At 62.7% G+C, this 19089-nt stretch carries 18 protein-coding genes and 1 tRNA gene; 12 read left to right on the top strand and 7 right to left on the bottom strand.

Going from position 1 to position 19089, the window contains the following annotated elements; translation table 11 throughout:
* Nucleotides 1-78 precede the first annotated feature (78 nt).
* Genes AC1Q67_RS09765 through AC1Q67_RS09745 form a run of 5 tightly spaced genes read left to right on the top strand, consistent with a single transcriptional unit; the run spans nucleotide 79 to nucleotide 5276 of the window.
* A complete protein-coding gene (locus AC1Q67_RS09765; RefSeq protein ID WP_492234275.1) occupies nucleotides 79-2148 on the top strand; it encodes a ParB/RepB/Spo0J family partition protein in 2070 nt (689 codons plus the stop codon).
* Nucleotides 2148-2837, top strand: a complete 690-nt coding sequence (gene trbF / locus AC1Q67_RS09760; RefSeq protein ID WP_492234276.1) for a conjugal transfer protein TrbF — start codon at nucleotides 2148-2150, stop codon at nucleotides 2835-2837. Before AC1Q67_RS09765 ends, trbF begins: the two co-directional genes overlap by 1 nt.
* On the top strand, nucleotides 2834-3838 hold the full coding sequence (gene trbG / locus AC1Q67_RS09755) for a P-type conjugative transfer protein TrbG (protein ID WP_492234278.1): 1005 nt from the start codon (nucleotides 2834-2836) through the stop codon (nucleotides 3836-3838). Before trbF ends, trbG begins: the two co-directional genes overlap by 4 nt.
* Nucleotides 3835-5037 (top strand): TraB/TrbI/VirB10 family type IV secretion system protein, encoded by a 1203-nt coding sequence (locus tag AC1Q67_RS09750; RefSeq protein WP_492234280.1) that lies wholly within the window; start codon nucleotides 3835-3837, stop codon nucleotides 5035-5037. The genes trbG and AC1Q67_RS09750 overlap by 4 nt, the downstream gene beginning before the upstream one ends.
* Nucleotides 5034-5276 (top strand): DUF2274 domain-containing protein, encoded by a 243-nt coding sequence (locus AC1Q67_RS09745; RefSeq protein ID WP_492234282.1) that lies wholly within the window; start codon nucleotides 5034-5036, stop codon nucleotides 5274-5276. Before AC1Q67_RS09750 ends, AC1Q67_RS09745 begins: the two co-directional genes overlap by 4 nt.
* A gap of 179 nt (nucleotides 5277-5455) precedes the next feature.
* Here the strand turns inward: AC1Q67_RS09745 and AC1Q67_RS09740 are convergent, their stop codons facing one another.
* Nucleotides 5456-6340, bottom strand: coding sequence for a phage exclusion protein Lit family protein (locus AC1Q67_RS09740; RefSeq protein WP_492234283.1), 885 nt, complete (start codon nucleotides 6338-6340; stop codon nucleotides 5456-5458).
* A 57-nt stretch (nucleotides 6341-6397) separates the two neighbouring features.
* On the opposite strand from AC1Q67_RS09740, the gene AC1Q67_RS09735 reads away from it, so the two are divergent.
* Nucleotides 6398-6889, top strand: a complete 492-nt coding sequence (locus AC1Q67_RS09735; RefSeq protein WP_492234284.1) for a hypothetical protein — start codon at nucleotides 6398-6400, stop codon at nucleotides 6887-6889.
* A 41-nt stretch (nucleotides 6890-6930) separates the two neighbouring features.
* Here the strand turns inward: AC1Q67_RS09735 and AC1Q67_RS09730 are convergent.
* Nucleotides 6931-7007: transfer RNA gene (locus tag AC1Q67_RS09730), tRNA-Arg, on the bottom strand.
* A 538-nt stretch (nucleotides 7008-7545) separates the two neighbouring features.
* Between AC1Q67_RS09730 and AC1Q67_RS09725 the strand changes: the two genes are divergently transcribed.
* Entirely contained in the window at nucleotides 7546-7980 is a 435-nt protein-coding gene (locus AC1Q67_RS09725; RefSeq protein ID WP_492234285.1) for a cupin domain-containing protein, read from the top strand.
* 32 nt (nucleotides 7981-8012) lie between these two features.
* Here AC1Q67_RS09725 and AC1Q67_RS09720 read toward each other — a convergent pair whose 3' ends face one another.
* The 5 genes from AC1Q67_RS09720 to AC1Q67_RS09700 all read right to left on the bottom strand — a co-directional run bounded on the left by AC1Q67_RS09720 (nucleotide 8013) and on the right by AC1Q67_RS09700 (nucleotide 13840).
* Complete coding sequence (locus AC1Q67_RS09720) at nucleotides 8013-9191, bottom strand: saccharopine dehydrogenase family protein (RefSeq protein ID WP_492234286.1); 1179 nt, start codon at nucleotides 9189-9191, stop codon at nucleotides 8013-8015.
* 36 nt (nucleotides 9192-9227) lie between these two features.
* Nucleotides 9228-10814, bottom strand: coding sequence for an AMP-binding protein (locus tag AC1Q67_RS09715; RefSeq protein ID WP_492234287.1), 1587 nt, complete (start codon nucleotides 10812-10814; stop codon nucleotides 9228-9230).
* Nucleotides 10815-10901: 87 nt separating this feature from the next.
* Nucleotides 10902-12281, bottom strand: coding sequence for a cytochrome P450 (locus AC1Q67_RS09710; RefSeq protein WP_492234288.1), 1380 nt, complete (start codon nucleotides 12279-12281; stop codon nucleotides 10902-10904).
* 127 nt (nucleotides 12282-12408) lie between these two features.
* A complete protein-coding gene (locus tag AC1Q67_RS09705) occupies nucleotides 12409-13242 on the bottom strand; it encodes a CHAD domain-containing protein (RefSeq protein ID WP_492238150.1) in 834 nt (277 codons plus the stop codon).
* A 193-nt stretch (nucleotides 13243-13435) separates the two neighbouring features.
* Nucleotides 13436-13840 (bottom strand): YccF domain-containing protein, encoded by a 405-nt coding sequence (locus AC1Q67_RS09700; RefSeq protein ID WP_024574127.1) that lies wholly within the window; start codon nucleotides 13838-13840, stop codon nucleotides 13436-13438.
* Nucleotides 13841-13972: 132 nt separating this feature from the next.
* Between AC1Q67_RS09700 and AC1Q67_RS09695 the strand changes: the two genes are divergently transcribed.
* From AC1Q67_RS09695 to AC1Q67_RS09675, 5 genes are all read left to right on the top strand, one after another.
* Entirely contained in the window at nucleotides 13973-14233 is a 261-nt protein-coding gene (locus AC1Q67_RS09695; protein ID WP_492234290.1) for a DUF3551 domain-containing protein, read from the top strand.
* A 154-nt stretch (nucleotides 14234-14387) separates the two neighbouring features.
* Nucleotides 14388-15566, top strand: coding sequence for a DUF3095 domain-containing protein (locus AC1Q67_RS09690; RefSeq protein WP_492234291.1), 1179 nt, complete (start codon nucleotides 14388-14390; stop codon nucleotides 15564-15566).
* Nucleotides 15567-15668: 102 nt separating this feature from the next.
* A complete protein-coding gene (locus AC1Q67_RS09685) occupies nucleotides 15669-16571 on the top strand; it encodes a hypothetical protein (RefSeq protein WP_244432862.1) in 903 nt (300 codons plus the stop codon).
* A gap of 38 nt (nucleotides 16572-16609) precedes the next feature.
* The gene (locus AC1Q67_RS09680) at nucleotides 16610-16876 is read left to right on the top strand and encodes a pentapeptide repeat-containing protein (protein WP_024574123.1); all 267 of its coding nucleotides are present in this window, start codon (nucleotides 16610-16612) and stop codon (nucleotides 16874-16876) included.
* 122 nt (nucleotides 16877-16998) lie between these two features.
* Nucleotides 16999-18930 carry a hybrid sensor histidine kinase/response regulator gene (locus tag AC1Q67_RS09675; protein ID WP_492235675.1) on the top strand — a complete coding sequence of 644 codons (1932 nt, stop codon included), beginning with the start codon at nucleotides 16999-17001 and terminating at the stop codon, nucleotides 18928-18930.
* The last annotated feature ends 159 nt before the right edge of the window (nucleotides 18931-19089 follow it).

The raw sequence follows: 19089 nt of genomic DNA, 5'->3' as shown, positions 1-19089 counted from the left end.
GTGAGAGGCCGGTCGAATTTTCGTGACGGGTTGGAGGTCGAGAGAGAGTCTCCGGCCGCCCGTCGTGGAGAATCCGACATGGCTACCGCTGTTCAGAAGATCAAGCTCAGTCCCTCCCGCGATATTCCCTTCAACAAGCTGGTGCTCAGCCAGTCCAACGTTCGGCGCGTGAAGGCCGGCGTCTCGGTCGAGCAACTCGCGGAGAGTATCGCTCAGCGCACCTTGCTGCAAGGCCTCAACGTCCGGGCGGTCGTCGACGCTGAGGGTCATGAGACCGGCATGTTCGAGGTGCCCGCCGGCGGCCGGCGCTATCGCGCGCTCGAGTTGCTAGTGAAGCAGAAGCGGATGGCGAAGACGCAACCTGTCCCTTGCGTCGTGCGGGATGGCGGCATCGCCGAGGATGATTCCCTCGCCGAGAATGACGAGCGGGTCGGCCTGCACCCGCTCGATCAGTTCCGTACGTTCAAGCTTCTGCGCGACGGGGGCATGAGCGAAGAGGATATCGCTGCGCGGCACTTCGTGACGCCGGCGATCGTCAAGCAGCGGCTTCGTCTCGCGTCCGTATCGCCGAAGCTGCACGACGTCTATGCCGCCGACGACATGACGCTGGAGCAACTGATGGCCTTCTCCGTCGTCGCCGACCATGCGCGCCAGGAGCAGGTCTGGGATAGTGTGAGTAGCTCCCAACTCGATGAGCCCTACCAGATCCGCCGGATGCTCACGGAGAATACCGTGCGCGCATCCGATCGGCGCGCCCAGTTCATCGGGCTTGATGCTTACGAGCAGGCCGGCGGCGCCGTAATGCGCGATCTGTTCGAGCATGACGACGGCGGCTGGCTGCAGGACGTGCCGCTGCTCGACCGGCTCGTCACCGACAAGTTGAGGGCGGAAGCCGAGACCATCGCAGCCGAGGGCTGGAAATGGGTCGCGGTGGCGGTCGACTTCCCTTATGGCCACACCAACGGCCTGCGCGAGCTTGACGGCGAGCCCGTCGATCTCACGCCCGAGGAGCAGGCGACTCTTGACGCCCTCAACGTCGAGTACGCCAAGATCGAGCAGGACTACCAGGATGCGGACGAACTGCCCAACGAGATCGATCAGCGTCTCGGCGAGATCGAAGCAGCGCGTGCTGCTTTCGATGCCCGGTCGCTTCGCTACGATCAGGCCGCCATTGCTCGCGCCGGCGTGTTCATCAGCATCGACGCGGAAGGGTTTCTGCTGGTCGATCGTGGTTACGTCCGGCCCGAGGATGAAGCGCCGGTGGTCGACGATCCGGAAACCGAGGCTGATACCGCCGAAGGACGGACGGGCGACGGACAAGCAGCCGCGGGCGGCATCCAGCGTGCGGTCATTACCATTGGGGGCGCGCCGGTCGAACCCGTCGACGAAGACGATGACGATGACGACACCATCAAGCCGCTGCCTGATCGGCTCATCACCGAACTGACGGCCCATCGTACGCTGGCGTTGCGCGACGCGCTGGCGAATGCACCGGCGATCGCCTTCCAGGCCGTGCTGCATAACTTCGTGCTGGCGACCTTCTACCGCTTCGCATCGTCGAGCGGCTGTCTGGAGATCGCGATCCGGACGCCGACGTTCCCGCCTCAGGCTCCTGGCCTGAAGGAGAGCATATCGGCCGCAGGCGGTGCGGTCATGGCGGGCGGCGCGGCAGCCGGCATGGCCGTGAGGGGAGCAGGGGCGGCGATGGGTGCGACCGCCGCGGCCGCGCGCGGCGGTGCCGCGCTCGCCGGCGGCGCGTCAACATCCTACGGCCTCGCGTCGGCTGGACAGAGCGGCGCTTCCGGTGTCGCGTCCGGTCTATCCGGAGTTGCCCGCGCAGGTGCCGCGGCCGCGACGCGCCCCGTCAGCCGCGCAGCGAGTCGTGCGGCGGGCGCAATGGCCGAGAGCTATCGCGGTGGCGCGCGCAGCGCCGCCGCCGCGACCGGCGGTTCATCGACGATGGGCACGATCGGCGGCGTGAACGCCGGTGATGCTGCTGCGAGTCCGTCTTCGCCGCCCGCCTGGGCGCAACGCATGAAGCGCCACCAGACCATGAGCCACGGCGCAACCGCCGCCGCTCATGCCGTCCGCTCCGGCGACAGCCACGGCGGCGGCGCCTCCATCTCCCTCCGACAGGATGAACGCTGATGAATGTCTTCCGCAGACCGTCCGTGCGCTACGGCGCAACGCCTGAACCCGAAACACCCTATCAGCGCGCCGCACAGGTCTGGGAGGACCGCATCGGCTCCGCACGGGTGCAAGCGAAGAATTGGAGGCTGATGGCGTTCGGCTCGCTGTTCCTCTCGGCGGGCCTTGCCTTTGGCTTGGTCTGGCAGTCGGCGCGGGGCTCAATCGTGCCGTGGGTGGTGCAAATCGACATGATCGGCGAAGCGCAGGCGGTCGGTCCCGCGATCGCCGACTACAAGCCGACCGATCCGCAGATCGCCTGGCATCTCGCACGTTTCATCGAGCAGGTCCGCGCGATCCCGGCCGATGCCGTGATCGTGCGCCAGAACTGGCTGCGCGCCTACGAGTTCACGACCGATCGCGGCGCGTCGGCGCTCAATGACTACGCGCGCGTCAACGATCCCTTCGCCAAGGTCGGCAAGCGCCAGATCGCGATCGAGGTCTCCAGCGTCATCCGCGCCTTGCCGGACTCGTTCCGCGTCGCCTGGTTCGAGCGCGCTTATGAGAACGGGCAACTCGCCGGCATCGAACGCTGGACCGCGATCCTCACCATCGCCCTGCAGCCGCCGCGCGACGCCGATCGCCTGAAACAGAATCCACTCGGCATCTACGTCAACGCCATTAACTGGTCGAAGGAGCTCTCGCAATGAAGCAGCCGATCCATAAACAAAAACTGCTCAAGACTCTTCTTCTGATCAGCACTGCGGGACTCGGGGGGTGCGCGCAAAAGCTCTTTCCGCCCGACATCACTTATGATGATTTTGTGCCGGCGGTGCAGGCGGCCGAACCGCCTGCCCCGGTGCAAGTGGTCGAGCTTCCGAAACCGCTGCCGTTACCCGGTCAGTTGAAGCCGGTGCCGGGTGCCAAGGCGCCGCCGGAGGCGAAGGATCCGAAGGACCGTATCACCCAGGCGAACAAGGCCGCGCGCGTCCAGCCGGTGCGTAACGGCTTCATCAATGCCGTGCAGGTCTATCCGTTCTCGCCCGGTGCGCTCTATCAGGTCTATGCCGCGCCGGGTCAGGTGACGGACGTCGCCTTGCAGCCAGGCGAGCAGCTCGTCGGCTCCGGTCCCGTCGCTGCAGGCGACACCGTGCGCTGGATAATCGGCGACACCGAGAGCGGCACCGCCGAAAGCAAGCAGGTACATATCCTGGTCAAGCCCACGCGGCCGGACCTGCAAACCAATCTCGTCATCAACACCGACCGTCGTACCTACCTTCTCGAGCTGAACTCGACCGAGAAGACCTACATGGCCTCGGTGTCCTGGCAGTACCCGCACGACCAGCTCATCGCGCTGCGCCGCCAGAATGCGGCGGCGCTCACGGCCCAGCCGGTTGCGACCGGCGTTGACATCTCATCGCTGAACTTCCGCTACGAGATCGAAGGCGACACGCCGGCGTGGCGGCCGCTGCGTGCCTTCGACGACGGCATCAAGGTCTATATCGAGTTCCCCTCGGGCATCCGGCAGGGCGAGATGCCGCCTCTCTTTATTATAGGGGCCGGCGGCGACACAGAGCTCGTCAACTACCGCGCTCGCCAGAACTACTACATCGTCGATCGTCTGTTCGGCGCGGCCGAATTGCGCCTCGGCGACAGCAATAGTGAACGCCGTGTCCGCATCACCCGCACCGACGGAAGGCGCCGGTCATGACTGATGGAACGCAGAATGCACCGGACGTCACGCCCGACTTGCGTCTGCGGCCTGAGCGACCGCAGGTCACGCGGTTGTCGCGCAAGGTGCTGATCAGCCTTGGTGCCATCTCCGGTCTCGCGATTGCGGCCTCGCTGATCTACGCCCTTCAGACACGACGCGCCGGCCAGGACAACAAAGAGCTCTACTCGACCGAGAACCGCTCGACCGCCGATGGCCTGACAGGTCTGCCGCGCGACTACACCGGCGTCCCGAAACTCGGACCGCCGTTGCCGGGTGACCTCGGCCGGCCGATTCTGAGCGCGCAGAATCAGGGACAACCGATCCCACCGGGCGGCCCGCTGCCGCAGCCCGGCATCACGCCCGAGGAACAACGCCGCCTGCAGGAGATCGAGGCCGCGCGTCTGAGCAAACTCTTCGCAGCGACCGCGATACGCATCGCGTCACCTGTCACGCCGGCAAACGCGACTGCAGCGCCAAGCACCACGCTCGCAGTACCGGCGGAGGCCCCGCCGCTCGATCCCAATGCCATGCAGAACATGCAGGATCGCAAACTTGCCTTCGTCAATGGCCCGATCGATCGCCGCACCGTCAGCCAGGATCGCTTGGCGAACCCGGCCTCGCCCTACGTCGTGCAAGCCGGCACCATCATTCCGGCGGCGCTTCTCACCGGCATCCAATCCGATCTGCCCGGACAGGTCACGGCGCAAGTCACTGAGCACGTCTACGATACGCCAACCGGAAAATTCCTGCTCATCCCACAGGGATCGCGATTGATCGGACAATACGACAGCCAGATCTCGTTCGGGCAGAAGCGCGTGTTGCTCGTCTGGAATCGCATCATGTTGCCGGATGGCAAGTCCATCGTGCTCGAGCGTCAGCAGGATGCCGATGCACGGGGCTTCTCGGGTCTTGAGGACGAGGTCGACTACCACTGGTGGGATCTGATCAAGGCCGCCGCGCTCTCCACCTTGCTCAGCGTCGGCGCGGAAGTCGGCTCGGACAGCGAGGAAAGTGACCTCGTCCGCGCCTTGCGGCGTGGCTCACAGGATTCGGTCAACAACACCGGTCAACAGCTGGTGCGTCGTCAGCTCAACATCCAGCCGACGCTCACCATCCGCCAAGGGTTTCCCGTGCGCGTGATCGTCAACCGTGATCTCGTGATGGCGCCGTACGGCCAGCAGGAGGCAAGCCGATGAGCAGGCTCAAGTTAGGCACGATTGAGGACGATAAGCCGGTCAAGCTGACGATCGAGATGCCTGCGCCGGTTCATCGCAATCTGGTCGCTTACGCCGAGGCTATCGGGCGCGAGAGCGGACAGCCCGCGCCCGATCCGAGCAAGATCGTCGTGCCGATGATCGAACGGTTCATGGCGACAGATCGGGCGTTCGGGAAAGTACGAAAAGAGGGTCAGCGCAGATCGAAGTTCATCCCTTGAGTTAGTCCGCAACGGCATCACGTGATGTGATTCTGGCATAATCTTGCAGCATCGGGCTCGAAAGTGATAACGCCACGGCCGACTCCCTAGCGGGGTTTCCTCCCAAGACTAGGCTGCTCGCTTCGGCGAGCAGCCTTTTTTGTGTTCTCGCTTCCATGGAACGCGATTAGGAATGCTCTTCATGTGGGCGGCGTTTCGCTGGACCAAATGGGAGCACCTGGCAAAGCCGTCCTCAAAGCTGCAAACGCAACGTGAGCGATTGCTTCTGCGATGTCGGACGACGGTTTCATAAGCGCATGAACTGCGCTAATCCGGCTCTGGACGGAGGGGTGGCTTTCTGAGGCATCCCATTTGTCCTTCGCGAGTAGTGCGACGGCAAACAAGCCGAAGTAGATTCCAAGTTGGCGTTTTTGACGGACCGACTCAGCGGCCTCGCGCGTGTGATGGCAATGAGCATCGATCTGCTCAAGCAGGAACGTTGTGCCAAACGCGTCGCAGGAGAACTCTTCATTGTGCTTGGCCTTGGTGTCAGGGCCCTGAGGATCGGCTCCCGTCCCTTCGCGCTGGTGACGGATGTGCCGCAACTCATGCAGGAGAGCCCAGCCTACGGCTATAGTTGCGAGTTCACTTGCGGCACGGCCCTGAGGGTCGCGCTGTTTGTCCGGGTATTGTCCCGGCTCGGCGACGCCGGACGGCAACGGCTCCAATTCCGGATTGTCGCTCACAATTACACTATCGAAAGCCGCGATAAGTTCTTTGAAGCGGCTGAGGTCAACAGCGTCAAGAGAGGCAGCTTCTGCAACCGCGCGGTAGCCTTCCCATGCCGCAAATCCAGCGATCCAGAATGCCCTCATTACACGATGGTTAAAGCGGACATACCGGTAAGCACCCGCATCCATGATGACGCGGTCGCCTTCATGAAAGTCCGGGGCAAGCTGAAATCTCGGATCCAACTCCCTCCACATATTGTCTAAATCGGCGTTGCGCTCTGGGGCTGCGCCCATCAGGACGTTACGCGCCGCTACTTGGATGCTGTCATCATCGCGGAGACTATCGGCCGTCATTTCTGGCTCCTCGCATGCAGTATATCGACAGGTATCGAATCCCGGTAGCATGGTGGGATGATAGACCTCACGAGTGTCCCGGTTTCTTCGCTTTTAGAATTGCATGGCGATTTACTTGCCGAACTGCGGCGACGGTCGGTCGTCCGGAGTGCGAACAATCCAACGGGAGATTATGGAGAATTGCTGTTCGCAACCGCGTTTGGCTGGACCCTGAATGGAAATTCCTCAGCGGATGCGGACGCGCTCGATTCAGAGGGTCTTCGCTACCAGATCAAATGCCGAAGACTGGTGACGCCCCAAGGATCGCGCCAACTCGGTTTTATCAGACGGTTGCCGGAAAGACCCTTCGACCGACTTGCCGCGGTGCTGCTCGATGGAAAATTTAGGGTTTTGCGGGCCGCAATCATTCCGTATGAGGTGGTGTCGCCGCGAGCCGCATACGTCGATAGCGTGAAGGGCTGGAAGTTCATCTTGCGCGACTCAGTTTGGGATATTGATGGCGTCGCGGACGTGACCGCAACTCTCAAGGCCGCTGAGCTCAAGATTTAGCTTTTTTCGCCGGACTTCTAGCAGCTAGGCCCTGCACGAAGTGGCGCGCCCGACACGATTCGAACGTGTGACCTCCACCTTCGGAGGGTGGCGCTCTATCCAGCTGAGCTACGGGCGCTTCGCAATCTTGCTAGCCTGACTGCATCATGAAGGTCAACGAAGTTTGGCCAGCGTCGGATTCGTTTCCATCAGACGATCGCCTCCGAAACGTTTCGTCTTGTTCGCCTGTCTACGCTGCGCCTCGCCTTCAGTTGCTTACGCGCTGCTTACGCGAAGATGGCGCGAAGCTTGGTCGGCACATGCAGACAGGACAAGTCCTTGGTTTGCTTGCTTCTTCTAGGCTCCTTCAATCCTACAAACAGCTTGACATGTGCCTTCGGAGGGCAACGCTCTATCCAGCTGAGCTACGGGTGCGGCGCATTCCATTTAGCCGATTGGCTCCTCGCGGGCAACGGCTGGCGAGGGTTTTCTGGGCCTTCCGCCAACGGCAGCGCTTCTCTGTCAGGCGACAGATCATCAGGGGCGTTCAGGGATTTCTGATATAAGCGGAGCCCCATATCTGGGGACCTGCGCGGAACAGGCTCTTTCGTCCGGATGTCCGGTCGATTGAAGATGGCGCTGAGCCGTGCCGAAAATGAAGAGAAACGAGAGCAACAATGCCCGATGACGTTAAGGCCTCAACCGGAATATTCGACATCCCCGCAATCGCGAAATCGCTGCCGGATACCGCGAAGACGCTGCTGGTCGACAAATATCTGACCGACCGCGAACAGGCGAGCGCGCGCGTCTTCCGGGTTTATCGTCCGACGCCGCCGCATTATCACGCGACCTGCGACGAATACCTTTATGTCGTGTCGGGCCGGGGCACCTTCTGGATGAAGGATGCTGCAACGAAATCCGAATTCGGTCCCGGACAGCTCCTGTTCTTTGAGCGCGGAACGGTGCATGCGATGCCGGAGCTTTATGAAGAGCCGGTCGTGTTCCTGTCGATCGATACGCCGCGACGAAATCCGACCGATATCATCTTCGTGGACCCGCGCGACGGATCGCCTGAGACATTCATGGCCCGCAACGCAGGCGGCGCGGAATAGGACGGCTGAAGTCGAGAGTTGAGGCGCCTGCCTCAGCTCTCGACTCTGAACTGAAGTCCGGCATTGTCTTCCAGCCGCTTGATCAGGCGATCACCCAGCGCTGCGCCCGGCGTCCAGATGCCGCCAGGGACGTCCTGCGCATCGCGCACGAGGCAGACGGCACACTCGGCGATCATCTTGGAGGTGGATCCGTAGCCCGGATCGCGATCGCCCTTGACCGAGACGCGGACCTGCCGGCCGTCCAGCGACACGCCGACGAAGAGGATGTCGTAGAGTCCTGTCTCGCGCTCTTCCTTTGAGGGGCCTTCGCCGGGCTTCGGTCCACCCGGTCCGCCCATCGCGGCATTGGCCGCGACGATAGCCTTGGCGGTCGCCTCGCCCTTCTCGCCGGGGCCGGCCAGCATCATCTCGTCGTAGATAAAGTCCTGGCCGTACGGGAAGCCCATCAGAAGATTCGACCGGTGCACATTGCGGGTGTTGATCGTCGCCATCACGAACGGCGCGACCCACATGCCGAGTTCGTCATCGTGAAGCGGCTTGTTGCCCGGCGGCTGTTTCGGGCCTTCGAAGCCCGGCGTCAGCGCAAACGGATTCTTGAGCAGCGGCACGATGCTGAGATCCTTCGCGGCGGCGGCATATGTCGCCTTCAGGCTTGCTGCGGTGCCTCCGGAGAAAGTGCCCTTCATCTTGCGGACGCGGCCTTTCACTCTGTGCACGGCAGCGCCGAGCTGTTTCTTCGCCGCGTTCTGCAAGAAGAATACGCCGAGCTCGAATGGAATCGAATCGAACCCGCACGAAAACAGAATGCGGGCGCCGGTGGATTGCGCCTTTGCGTGATGCGCGTCGATCATCTGGCGCATCCATGCAGGTTCACCGCAGAGATCGAGGTAATCGGTGCCGGATGCGGCGCAGGCTGCGACAAGCTCGGAGCCGTAAAGCTGATACGGCCCGACGGTGGTGAGCACCGCTTTGGTCTGGCCGACAAGCGCCTTGAGCGAAGCGGGATCGCTCGCGTCGGCCTCGATCAGCGGCGTGTCTTTCGGCGCGTGGATCTCGTCACGGACGGCGGCGAGCTTGTCGCGGCTGCGGCCTGCCATCGCCCATTTGAGATTGCTGCCGGGACCATAATGCGCGGCGAAATACTCAGCGACGAGCTTGCCCGTGAAGCCGCTTGCGCCATAAACCACGACATCGAATTTTGGCTGGGTCATCGTTGTGTCCTCAAATCTCCGCTGGTTGCACAGGGCTTATGCCAGCAATTTCCGTAATTCCGCCTTTGCCACTTTCTCAAGCGTCGAGCGCGGCATGTCATCGACCAGCCGCACCTCGCGCGGCACCTTGAAGTCGGCCAGCGCTGCTTTGCAGGCATTCAGAATATCATCGTGCAGCGTGGGCGACGCGCCGTCGAGACCCTTGGTCGGAATCACGAACACCACCGGCACCTCATCCAGCATCGGATGCTTCTTCGCAACCACTGCCGCCTCCCGCACGCCGGCAACGGTGATGACGACCTGTTCGATTTCGGAAGCGGCGACATTCTCGCCGCCGACCTTCAGCATGTCCTTGGCGCGGTCGCCAAACCGCATGAAGCCGTTTTCCAGAATCTTCACACGGTCGCCGGTGATGAAATAGCCGTGCCCGTCGAAGCTGTCGCGCGTGGCGGTTTCGTTGTGCAGATACTCCTTGAACAGCGAGAGGCCGGGAATACCGCGGATCAGAAGATCGCCGGTCTCGCCGACTTGCGTCGGCGCGCCGTGCTCATCGACGACACGGATGTCATATTCCGGCGCGGCGCGGCCGATGGCCAGCGGAATGTTGGGCTGATAAGGCTCGCCGACGATGCCATGGGTGATGGTTTCGGTCATGCCCCACCAGCCGATGGTCTTTACGCCGAAGATCGCGTCGGTCGGCGGCTCACAAATCGCGCTGCCCCACAGCCGGAAGTGATGGTTCTTGGGCGCCTCTCGCTCCATCAGCGCCTTGACGCAGAACGGCACCAGCGAGGTCCAGGTGCTGCGATGCTCCAGCGCCGTCGTCCAGAACCGGCTTGCGGAGAAGCGCGGCTGGATCACGGCAGTGCCGCCGACCCACAGCGTCGACAGCATGGAATAGGCCAGCGCATTGGTGTGGAACAGCGGCAGATAGATCTGGTGAATGTCCTGCGGCCGCAGGTCCTGATGCACGGCGTTGATCTTCGCGCCCCACAGCGCATTGGCGTGTGTCCAAAGCACCGCCTTCGGCCGTGATGTGGTGCCGGAGGTGTATTGCACGCTGCACGATGCATCAGGATCGGCGGGACGGCGCGGCCTGTCCGCGCTGTCAGCAAATAGCGCCTCAAAGCTCTCGCTCTTTGGCGGTTTGTATCCTTGCGCGGGTGGTGCGCCTGCGTCATGCGAGGTCACGGCAAGCCAGCGCAGGCTACGGCAGTTGGCTGCAACCAGTTCGGCATAGGCGGGCTGGGTAATGGCTGCGACGGCGCCGCAATGGCCGGCGAAATACTCCATCTCTGCAGGCGCGGAGCGGGTGTTGGTCGTTACGGCAATGGCGCCGAGTTCGACGCAGGCAAACCACGCCAGCAGCATCTCGATGCAGTTGTCGAGATGGATCAGCACGCATTCGCCGGGCTTGACGTTGCGTTTCGCAAGGCCCGCGGCCAGTGCGCCGACGCGGTCGTGGATTTCACCGTAGGTCCATGGACGCGACGGTGCGTCGAACGGCGCCCAGATCAAGAATGGATGGTCGTACCGCGTCTCGGCACGCAGCCGCAGCAGCCACGGCACATCCAGTCCGGCGAAGGGGCCGACATGACCCGGCGCGAGATCGATCTTAGGCATGTTTTCTCCCGTCCCGCTTGTCCGTTGCGGGTTGCCAATTGCTGAAGGACGGGGCGGGCGGAGTCAACGGGGCAGCCGCGCAAAGCCTCATGCCGCGGAGAGCGTCACGCGCAGCCCGTCCTTGGGCTTGGGGATCGGCCACATCTGCCACGACGGCACATAGCCCGGCGCCATGCTCACCCTGAGGTTTTGCAGGAAGTGGAACGCGAAGCATTTGGCCTGCATGTAAGCGAAGTGAAGTCCGATGCACATATGCGCGCCGCCGCTGAAGGGGATGAACGCAAAGCGATGACGCGCACGCTGGGCTTCGTCGGTGAAGCGCAGCGGGTCGAATGTCTCGGGATCGGGCCAGTGTTCGCTCATGTGGTGCGTGAACAGCGGGTTCATGCTGACCAGCGTTCCAGCGGGAATATCAAAGCCCTTGAAGCTGAAATCGCGTGTCGCCCGGCGCGGGATCGACGGCACCGGCGGCTTCATTCGCATGGCTTCCTTGAATGCCATTTCGGTGAGCGGCATCGCGTCGAGTTTCTCGAACGGCAGCGGCGCGCCGGGTGCGATCCCAAGCGACGCGACCTCATCGCGCAGCCGCGACTGCCAGTCCGGATGCGCCGCGAGCAGCGCCACGAACGACGTCAGCGACGATGTCAGCGTGTCGTGCGCCGCCATGATCAGGAAGCTCATGTGATCGACGATGTCCTGGGTCGAGAGCAGGGCGCCGTCTTCATGGGTGGCGTGGCAGAGTTGCGAGAACAGATCGTCGCCGCCGTTCTCGCGCCGCAGGGGTATCTGCTGCGAGAAATAGGCAACGATACGCTGACGCCCCTTGACGCCGCGCGCCATCTGCGTGCCGGGCCATGGCTGGCGGATCACCGCGACCGACGCGGCGATCATGTCGACAAAGGCGCGCGTGACGTCATCGACCTCGGGGCCGATGCCGGTGCCGAGAAACGACGTCGCGGCGAGATCGAGCGTGAGCTGCTTCATGGCTGGGTAGAACAGCATCGGACCCGGCGCCTCGCGCCACTGATCGACGCGTGCCGCGATCCCCGTATCGAGCTGCGCGAGATAGTTTTTCATCGGCCCGGCCTTGAACGCGACGGACATGGCGCGGCGATGCAGCCGGTGTTCCTCGAAATCGAGCAACATCAGTCCACGGGGAAACAGGCGCCCAAGAATTGTTTCCCATCCGTTGGTCGACGAGAACAGCTTGGTCTGGTCGAGCAGCATGAATTCGTTGGCGTCCGGACCGAGCAGCGAGACGCTGGTCTCGCCGAGCACGCGCGAGCGATAGATCAGCCCGTATTTCCGGGCCATCGCATCGACTTCGCCTTTCGGATCGGCGAGGACGCTGAGCGTTCGTCCAATAAATGGCCAGCCTTCGTCGCCGGGAATGTGAGCAAGCTTGCTGCGGTCCACCATGAGGGGGGCTTTGATCGCAGCCGGTGACGTCAGGCTTTGCATCGACATGGCGTTTCCCTGAAAAGGATGCGGGAATTATCGCCGAGTTGGCGATGGCCGACAACTCCGATCGCGGCTGGTCGGTGAGTTGTAATGCTGCGGTGCATTGCGCCGTGAGCCCGGAGATGCCTGTGGATCAAGGGGACTCCGCGGCTGCTTCCGCCAGGGCCTCGATGCGTTTGCGGAATGACCGCGGCGATTCTGCAAACACCCGGCCGGACAGCGATCGCGCGCGGCTAAGGTGAAACTGTTGCCGGGTGTCGATCCGCGGCGTCAGGCGTGACCGCCAGGGCGCCAGCGGTTGCTTCGGTTGAATCAAGCCGCGGAGAGCAACGAGATCGTTGCTCCTGCCAAGCTGCGTGCGCAGCTTCTGCACCTCGTCGATGAAGGTATTCCACATTTTTGGCCACAGCGGCGCAATGAGGTCGAGCTGATAGCGAAAAGCTACGACAGCCTTGCGGAAATCATGAACCTCCTCCGGCCTGGCCGTGTCCCATTCGCGTGGACGGCGCCGGCGGGCCCGGCGATAGGATTTTGCGAGAGCGGTCACGATGTCGTCGAAGCGGATGTGTTCAAGCGGCCAGTTTGCTGCGCAGGCGGACGCCCGGGCAAGGCCGTCGCGCAGGTGTTGAATGGCTGCCGGATGAAGATGCTCGGCCTCTATGGCCTTTCGCGCGTCTTCAAGCCGCTGGGTGAGAGTGGCTTTGGTTCGTTCCGACAGCGGCGGGATCTTGGCATCTTTCGGTTTTACAACGTCGGCCAGCGCATCGAGAACGGTCTGTGCGTCGCGGCTGCGGCCGAGCTCGCGTGCGAGGCTGCTGGCCTCATGACGCAGAGCCACTGTCTCGTCGCCGATCGAGTCCTCGAGCAACCGCAACAAGGCTCTCCAGCGCTTGAGCGCGACGCGCAGTTCATGAATGGTGGTGCTGGTTTCGTTGCTGGCGAGCTTTTCTTGCGCGGCCCTGGCCATAGCCAGAGTGTCATCCGCGACATCGCGCAGCCAATGGGCATTTGGCTCAGCTTGAGGGACCGCCATCATCGGCGTCTGTCCAGAACCGGTTCGCGCCAAATTTACAGTTTCTCCGCGCCCATGGAAGTTGTCTCTTCAGTCATACTGCGAATGCGGGATGGTGTAGTTTTGGTGAGCGGGCCGGCAGGCACCCTCATGCCGGGACGATGGTCTTGCCGATCGGCCACAACGCGATGGCGCCGAGCTTCAGATGCGCCCAGGCGAACGGAATACCGATGATCGTGATGGCGAGCAGAAGCGCCGTAAAAAGATGGCCAAGCGCCAGCCACCATCCGGCCAGGACGAGCCAGATCAGATTGCCGATAAACCCGAAAATGCCGGTCCCGAAGTCGCGCTCGCCGATATAGATCTCGCGCGAGACGGCTTTCTGGCCGAACGGAAACAGCGTGTAGATGGCGATATTCCAGGCACCGCGCGCCCATGGAATTCCGATGATGGTGATGGCCATGATCACGGCGGCGACGGCCCAGCCGAGCGCCATCCAGAAACCGCCGAGGACGACCCACAAGATGTTGAGCATAAAAGAGACGGGGGACATCGGAACCCATTCAATGGACATCACGTGCCGCAATCTAGCATATCCCGGCGTTGCCGTCGCGGAAACCGGCACGGCAGGAGTAGCCAATCTCGATGCACTGCCCATATAAAGCCGGACGTCAGGGAGGGCACGATGCTGAAATTCAATTTTGCGGTGGCGGCTGGCGTCGCGGCACTTGCCGTGCTTGGCGCCGCCGCGCCCGCCAAAGCCGATGCGCCGTTCTGTTCGGAAAATTACAGCCGCACCGGGATGGGCCGGGTCTGCGCCTATTACACCTACGACCAGTGCCGGGCGGCCACCAGCGGGGTCGGCGGCTCGTGCAGTGCGAATGCCTGGTATCAGCCTTATGAACCCGCACCGCGCCGCTATCGCAGGCACCGGCATCGTCACTGATACCGTCCGCGAGTTTACCGTCTCATATCCTCGGCGCGGCGTGTCCGCGCCGATATTTGTTTGCGGGGAAGGCTGAACCCGTATTGCTGGGCAGCCGTATTTTTGGAACGCTGGCCTGACAAAGGTCGCGCTGGGAAATGGCATCGCAACGGTCATGAGCGTATCGCACGAACAGGGTGCAGCGGACACCGGCGGCAGGGACGATTTTTACAGCGCCATGCCGGTGTTTCGCGGCTTCGCCAATCTGATGGACCCGTCGCTGTACCGGCCGGTGCCGGACGGATGGCTGATCGGTGTCGCCGACATCGTGCAGTCCACCAAGGCGATCGCGGACAATCGCTATAAGGCGGTGAACATGGCCGGCGCTGCGGTGATCGCGTCGGTGACCAATGCGCTGGAGAGCCGCGATTTCCCGTTCGCCTTTGGCGGCGACGGTGCGAGCTTCGCGGTTTCGCCGCGGGACGCCGGTCCGGCGCGGGATGCCCTGGCTGCGACGGCGACCTGGGTCAAGGAAGATCTCGATCTGTCGCTGCGCGTTGCGCTGGTGCCGATCGAGGCTATTCGCGCACAAGGTCTCGATGTGCGGGTGGCGCGTTATGCGGCTTCTCCGCATGTGTCCTACGCGATGTTCTCCGGCGGCGGGCTGGCGTGGGCGGAAGCCGCCATGAAGCGCGGCGAGTTCACCATGGCCCCTGCGCCGTCCGGCGCGCATCCCGACCTCACCGGATTGTCGTGCCGGTTTTCCGAAATGCCGGCAGAGCGCGGCCTCATCCTGTCGATGCTGATCGTGCCGGGCATGTCGTCGGACAGCGCCGGATTTCGCCGCCTGATCGAGGATGTGGTGACACTGGTCGAGCGAAGTCCCGGCGCGGGACGGCCAGTGCCATCCTCGGGTCCGCGCATGCGCTGGCCAACACCGGGGGCGAATTTCGAGGCGCTGGCGCAGCGCGGAGGATCGCTGTTCAGGCGCCGCCTCGGCGTTCATGCCATGACACTGTTCGTGTATGTGCTGTTTCGCCTCAATATTTCCGCGGGCGGTTTCGTGCCGAAGATTTACATGCAGCAGGTGGTGGAAAACTCGGATTTCCGGAAATACGACGACGGCCTGCGCATGGTGCTCGATTGCAGGCCTGAGCTTGCCGATGCGCTGGAGAGCCGTCTCGCGGCGGCAGCCGCTTCCGGCACGGCACGTTACGGTCTGCACCGTCAGGATGCGGCGATGATGACGTGTTTCACGCTGTCGGCATCGCGGCCGGATCATTTCCATTTTGTGGATGGTGCGCGGGGCGGTTATGCCTCGGCCGCCACCGCGCTGAAAGCCACACTGAACTAAATCAGGTCGCGGTTCACATGACCGGTCATTGAAAAGCGACGTGGAAAGCGGCACCATCGCTCCGTTTTTCCGCGCGCGTCTCATCTTCTCAACGAGTGAACAATGGCCAGAGTCAAATCCAGGGAGGCGGGCGTGCGCGGCCGAATCTCTCGTGGAATCGGGATGGCGCGCCAGCTCGGCCGCTTCGCGCTCGGTCTGCTTGTTGTTCTTGGCGCCTTCGATATCGCCCGCGCCGCCGACGAAGATGACGACGAGTCGGTAAAAACAGGTCCGAAGCAGCCCAACATCTATCTGGATTACAATACGCAATACACGACCGTGCCGCCGGGCGTCCTCGCGATCGGGTTCAGGAACTTCGTTTCTCCGATCCCGGCGGCGGCGCAGGTCGTGACGCTGAACGCGCCGTTGACGGTGGATATCACCGAACGGTTTTCGCTGTACGGCGGCGTCAGCGCCAGCACGGCGCGCAGCGATGCCGCGCCCTGGTCATCGATGACGCTCGACAGCTGGAACATTGGTTTCAATGCCGATGTCATTCAGCAGGACAGCAAGACGGTCACAGTAATTTCGACTCTGACGCGGTCGATCACCAGCGCGCCGGGGCTGGCCTCGACATCGAACCAGACGGTGGTCGAACTGGATTATGGCCTCAACGAGGATCAAACCCAGGGTCTGCTGTTCGGGACGCGATTGACCGCCGTCTGGGTGGATTCGGGTCTTGCAAAGGTCGAGCCGGCGTTCGTCGGCTATCTCGGCGGTTATTATCAATGGCCGAACAACTGGAAGGTGTCCGCGCGGATGGGCGTCCAGACCTTCGGCGGCGCCCAGATCGGCGCCGGTATCCTCAGGGCCAAAGCGTTCACCCAGCCGTTGCTCAGGTTTGATCTCGAGCGGATGGATGACAACGACAACCGGCTGTTCGGCGCTTCGGTCGAAGTGGCCTGGACCCCCGAGCCGCTTGTCCAGTTCACGTTACGGACGCCGCTGTACGCGGTGCGGAACTGAGCGTGCAATCGCCGAAACGAGAAACCGGAGGAACAGGCATGGACATTCACGGCGGCAGGCAGCGTCTCGATGTAAAAGGGGCGGACGTTTCAGGTTCGACCTTCGAGGACGTCAACATGTCGGGCTGCACGATGCACGACATCAATCTCAGCGGCCTGCGGATCGACTACACCAACCTGGCCGGCCTGCACATTAACAATGCCAATATGTCGGGGGCCTGCCTCACGGACTGCCGGATCGAGGGCATGACCATCAACGGGATCAAGGTCGAGGATATGCTGGCGGCCTACGAGAAGCAGAAATAGAGAGCCCCGGCCCCTGTTCGACTTTGGGCGAAGTCCTCAAATTTAGGTGGAACTTTACCGGTCCGGCGGCGTTTGGCCCTGTTGGTACGGGGTTACATTGAATGGCCTTTGAGAGCACCGCCTTGCAGCGATCGAACCGGTTCGAGGATGCCCTGACCCCGGAAGGGCGATACCGGCTTCTGGTGGAAGCGGTTACCGATTACGCCATTTACATGCTCGACCCGGAAGGACGGGTCACGAGCTGGAATGCGGGCGCGCAGCGTTTCAAGGGCTACACCCACGACGAGATCATCGGGCGTCATTTTTCGCAGTTCTATGGCGAGGAGGACCGCAAGGCCGGGCTTCCGGCGCGCGCCCTGGAAATTTCTGCCCGCGAAGGCAAATTCGAAAACGAAGGGTGGCGCATCCGAAAGGACGGCAGCCGGTTCTGGGCTCATGTGGTGATCGACCCGATCCGTTCGCCTGACGGCCGGCTCGTCGGCTTTGCCAAGATCACGCGCGACCTTACGGAGCGCAAGGCGGCCCAGGATCGTTTGCGGCAGAAGGAAGAACAGTTCCGGCTGCTGGTGCAGAGTGTGACCGACTACGCCCTCTATATGATCGACCCGGAAGGTTACGTCAGCAGCTGGAATCTGGGCGCGGAACGCATCAAGCAATATCGCGCCGAGGAAATCATCGGCCAGCATTTCTCGAAGTTCTACACCGAGGGCGACCGGCTGAAGGGCGAGCCGCAAAACGCGCTCGCCACCGCGCGGCGCGAAGGACGTTTCGAGAAGGAAGGCTGGCGTGTGCGCAAGGACGGCACGCAGTTCTGGGCCAACATCATCATCGATCCGATCCGCGACGAGACTGGCGCCATCATCGGCTTCGCCAAGATCACTCGCGACATCACCGAGCGCAGGGAAACACAGAAAGCGCTCGAGCAGGCGCGCGAGGCGCTGGCCCATTCGCAGAAGATGGATGCCATTGGCCAACTGACCGGCGGCATCGCGCACGATTTCAACAATCTGCTGATGGTCATTCTCGGCAGCCTTGAGTTGGCCGGCAAGCGGCTCCCGGATGATGCGCGGGTGGCGACGCTGATTTCCAATGCGACACAGGCGGCGCAGCGCGGCGCGGCGCTGACCCAGCGCATGCTGGCTTTCGCGCGGCGTCAGGATCTCGATCTCAAGCCGATCGATATTCCCGCGCTTGTGCGCGGCATGACCGATCTGTTGCAGAGTTCGCTCGGACCGTCGGTGCAGATCGAGACGCGCTTTCCGCTCAAGCTCGACCTCGTCCATGCCGACGCCAATCAGCTTGAAATGGCGCTGCTGAATCTGGCGGTGAATGCGCGCGATGCGATGCCGGACGGCGGCAGTATCGTCATCGCGGCGCGTGAGGAAACCGTCAAGCCTCGCTCGCGGAGCAAGCTGAAAGCCGGCCGTTATGTGCGTCTTTCGGTGAAGGACACAGGCGAGGGAATGGACAAGGCGACGCTGAGGCGCGCCATGGAGCCGTTCTTCACCACGAAAGGTGTGGGCCGCGGCACCGGCCTCGGACTGTCGATGGTCCACGGCATGACCGAACAGTCCGGCGGGCGGTTCTTCCTGAAGAGCCAAAAAGGCGAGGGCACGACGGCGGAAATCTGGCTGCCTGCCGCGAAAGCGACCCGGCCCGCGCAGGGCGGGCGTTTCATCAAGGACGGCGTGACCGGCACCCGTCCGCTGGTGGTGCTTGCCGTCGATGACGATGGTCTTGTGCTGATGAACACCGCGGTGATGCTGCAGGACATGGGACACACGGTGTTCGAGGCGACGTCAGGCAACCAGGCGCTGGAGATCTTGCGGCGCGAGCCCTCGGTCGATCTCGTCATCACCGATCATGCCATGCCGCGGATGACCGGCGCGCAACTCGCAGCCGCGATCAAGGCCGAGCGGCCGGAGCTTCCGGTCATTCTTGCGACTGGTTATGCGGAATTGCCGCCAGACGTGGATGCCCGCCTGCCGAAGCTCGGCAAGCCGTTTCGCCAGCAGGAGCTGATGCAGGCTGTCACGGCGGCCATCGCGAACTAGTCTCTTTTACAAATACAATTTGAGAGTTTGTGCGCCGCATGACGCAGGTGCGGCGCTGTGCATGTGCCCTGCGTGGCGCCCCGGTCAGCTTGACGCCCCCAGCCGCGGGCCTAAGCTGCCGGTGCTCAAAGTGCCGAATGGATTTTACGTCTTGATTCC

The sequence above is a fragment of the Afipia sp. GW823-FHT06G09 genome (genome assembly GCF_058794875.1).
This window is presented reverse-complemented; position numbering and strand designations above follow the sequence as displayed.

Excerpts from the sequence above, each read along its gene's own strand:
- AC1Q67_RS09765 (WP_492234275.1), top strand. The coding sequence starts at position 79 with ATGGCTACCGCTGTTCAGAAGATCAAGCTCAGTCCCTCCCGCGATATT.
- trbF (WP_492234276.1), top strand. The coding sequence starts at position 2,148 with ATGAATGTCTTCCGCAGACCGTCCGTGCGCTACGGCGCAACGCCTGAA.
- trbG (WP_492234278.1), top strand. The coding sequence starts at position 2,834 with ATGAAGCAGCCGATCCATAAACAAAAACTGCTCAAGACTCTTCTTCTG.
- AC1Q67_RS09750 (WP_492234280.1), top strand. The coding sequence starts at position 3,835 with ATGACTGATGGAACGCAGAATGCACCGGACGTCACGCCCGACTTGCGT.
- AC1Q67_RS09745 (WP_492234282.1), top strand. The coding sequence starts at position 5,034 with ATGAGCAGGCTCAAGTTAGGCACGATTGAGGACGATAAGCCGGTCAAG.
- AC1Q67_RS09740 (WP_492234283.1), bottom strand. The coding sequence starts at position 6,340 with ATGACGGCCGATAGTCTCCGCGATGATGACAGCATCCAAGTAGCGGCG.
- AC1Q67_RS09735 (WP_492234284.1), top strand. The coding sequence starts at position 6,398 with ATGATAGACCTCACGAGTGTCCCGGTTTCTTCGCTTTTAGAATTGCAT.
- AC1Q67_RS09725 (WP_492234285.1), top strand. The coding sequence starts at position 7,546 with ATGCCCGATGACGTTAAGGCCTCAACCGGAATATTCGACATCCCCGCA.
- AC1Q67_RS09720 (WP_492234286.1), bottom strand. The coding sequence starts at position 9,191 with ATGACCCAGCCAAAATTCGATGTCGTGGTTTATGGCGCAAGCGGCTTC.
- AC1Q67_RS09715 (WP_492234287.1), bottom strand. The coding sequence starts at position 10,814 with ATGCCTAAGATCGATCTCGCGCCGGGTCATGTCGGCCCCTTCGCCGGA.
- AC1Q67_RS09710 (WP_492234288.1), bottom strand. The coding sequence starts at position 12,281 with ATGTCGATGCAAAGCCTGACGTCACCGGCTGCGATCAAAGCCCCCCTC.
- AC1Q67_RS09705 (WP_492238150.1), bottom strand. The coding sequence starts at position 13,242 with ATGGCCAGGGCCGCGCAAGAAAAGCTCGCCAGCAACGAAACCAGCACC.
- AC1Q67_RS09700 (WP_024574127.1), bottom strand. The coding sequence starts at position 13,840 with ATGTCCCCCGTCTCTTTTATGCTCAACATCTTGTGGGTCGTCCTCGGC.
- AC1Q67_RS09695 (WP_492234290.1), top strand. The coding sequence starts at position 13,973 with ATGCTGAAATTCAATTTTGCGGTGGCGGCTGGCGTCGCGGCACTTGCC.
- AC1Q67_RS09690 (WP_492234291.1), top strand. The coding sequence starts at position 14,388 with ATGAGCGTATCGCACGAACAGGGTGCAGCGGACACCGGCGGCAGGGAC.
- AC1Q67_RS09685 (WP_244432862.1), top strand. The coding sequence starts at position 15,669 with ATGGCCAGAGTCAAATCCAGGGAGGCGGGCGTGCGCGGCCGAATCTCT.
- AC1Q67_RS09680 (WP_024574123.1), top strand. The coding sequence starts at position 16,610 with ATGGACATTCACGGCGGCAGGCAGCGTCTCGATGTAAAAGGGGCGGAC.